This is a genomic window from Arsenophonus nasoniae DSM 15247 (genome assembly GCF_000429565.1).
GTDB classification, from domain to species: Bacteria; Pseudomonadota; Gammaproteobacteria; order Enterobacterales; family Enterobacteriaceae; genus Arsenophonus; species Arsenophonus nasoniae.
Genome location: NZ_AUCC01000186.1, coordinates 1 through 2,177, shown reverse-complemented (window position 1 = coordinate 2,177; position 2,177 = coordinate 1). Strand labels below are relative to the sequence as shown.

At 31.8% G+C, this 2,177-nt stretch carries 2 protein-coding genes; one reads left to right on the top strand and one right to left on the bottom strand.

All coding sequences use genetic code 11. The features are described 5' to 3' along the window. Positions 1-131: 131 nt before the first annotated feature. On the bottom strand, positions 132-1,529 hold the full coding sequence (locus tag G468_RS21780) for a pentapeptide repeat-containing protein (protein ID WP_051297190.1): 1,398 nt from the start codon (positions 1,527-1,529) through the stop codon (positions 132-134). 530 nt (positions 1,530-2,059) lie between these two features. Here G468_RS21780 and G468_RS21770 point away from each other — a divergent pair. Beyond that, a partial coding sequence (locus G468_RS21770) for an Rpn family recombination-promoting nuclease/putative transposase (RefSeq protein WP_034250396.1) occupies positions 2,060-2,177 on the top strand: 118 nt, incomplete at its 3' end.

Here is a 2,177-nt window from a genome sequence, read left to right as displayed (position 1 = left end):
AACTCATTAACATCCCCGAAGCAGCACCGCTGCGCCGCTCACGCGTAGCGTGCTACGTTCATGATTTTTTATCTAACCGGTTTGGGATAACCTAAAACCTATCTTTTTTTCATTAAGTTTTCAAAATAGCATCAGCTTGGGCTGTTATTATCAAAAAACTTTCGTAACGTTGTTACATCTCTTGACGCCCCAGTTGAAATTGGTTGTTTCAAATTATTTACATTTGTTGATGTAAGCTGTTCAAAAAATGCTTTTCTGGCTTTAACTAACTCGCTTCTTGTCCTTGCGTGTGATGGATCAACTTCATTGACTGTTTTATTTTTTTCTACTGATTGACTATGAATATTACGATTATCGTGTAGAACAGGTAATTCAACATCATTTAAGTGCTTGAATGATGTTATTATTTCTTTGGAAAATTCTCTTTGTTTACTTATAGTTTCAATATCTGTAGCTATAGTTTGTCCACCGCCCAAAAATAAGGATGGATAAAACGATCCGGTTAAGATCGAATTTTTATTAAAACTACTGGTATTACCGTCTTCAGCTGAATCGTAAGCATCCGCATATAAACCAAGAATTATTTCAAACTCTTTCCTTTCTTCAGGGATCATTGATTGAACTTTTTTATTAAAGATAGATAAAAATTCCTCTTGTCCGCTTTTCACCTCTATTAACATCAGGTCATCAATTGGGCTTAATCTTTTACATTCATCTGCAAGGATTTTTATTAACGAATGTACTAAATGTTCTTCAAAATTAATATTTCCTTCATTGAAAGCTTTTTTGATATCAAGAAAGTCAGTATGGTTAGCTGAAACCCTAAATAAACCATCACTTTTAGAGTTTCTTTTACCTTCACTATCTATTTGATAGGTGGTTTTTAGGTAATCACAGAGATTGCTCATACACGTATTTCGTTCTGCTTGTTTACCATAACATACGGAATCAAGCCTGGTGAATTGTAATTGTGCCCCCTTTAGATTCGAAAAACTTAAATCTGAGTTAGATAAGTTTACATCATGCAATTCCGCGCCCCTTAAATCAATGCCCGACAAATCTCTGTTAGAAAGGTCAGCGTTTGCTAAACAAATATTTCCGTCATTTGTTAACCTAGCTTGATTTTCAGATAAACCTTCGCGCTTCATTAATAACTGAATCGTACAAAAATTATTAAAGCATTTTTCATCAATTCTTTTTTCAGCGACTTTACCTTCAACGTTGATAGAAACGAAACCGTCATTATTTGAAAAAATAACGTCTTTACCTGAGAAATTAAATTTAAGATTTTTTGGAATTTCGTATCGATCTAAGCCATTAGATTGTTCGAGAGTATCGACAATTTTTGAACAGAACTCGCTATATTGTTTAGTAAGTTCTTTTTTTACTCCTCCGAATGTAATGAAATCAATAATATGTTCCAGTATTGTATTAGGCGATGTTGCTTTTTTAACATCCATATCATTAATACCCAAATTACTTTCCATAAATTTAGTGTAATGATCTATATTGGTGTTGATATAAGACATTTTTATTCCTTTGGTTTTTTTATTAAAAATTATCTAATTTATTTTTTATCTCATCCGTTCCACATCCAGAATAACAAGCAATTTTGGGTTTTTAAGATAAAAATAAATTGTTAATAAATACAGTTATGTAAAAATCAGGTTAATTAATTTGTTTTTTTTCTTAGCTATTTCAAGCTTTTTTGTGCATAAATTATTAAAAAATAGAAATTTCCTATCTAATCAATTTATTTTTTATATTTATGATTTTTATTTTATTTGTTATCAGGTAATTACCTTAATTTAATTACAGAGTGGAAATTACAAATTGGTTATACTTTTCATTTTCGAGATCGGGTCTAATCGATTGTGAGCCATTTTCCTGTGATTAGCCAAATATATGCCAGTAACAAAAAATAGACGCACCTGAGAAGATAGGGTGCGTTTTTGTATGGCTGGATTATGATGTCTGAAATGTAATGAATAGCGTATTTAATATAGCGGGTTTGTTTGCCATAATTCAATCTGACGCGAGCAATTACTGAAGATATCGGATGAGTAAAAAATTCACCCCAAGCCCACACGATGCCATATTCAAGCAGTTTTTAAGTGAGAAAGAGACGGCTAAAGATTTTTTCGATATTTGGCTTCCGGATAAGATTAAGTCGCTGT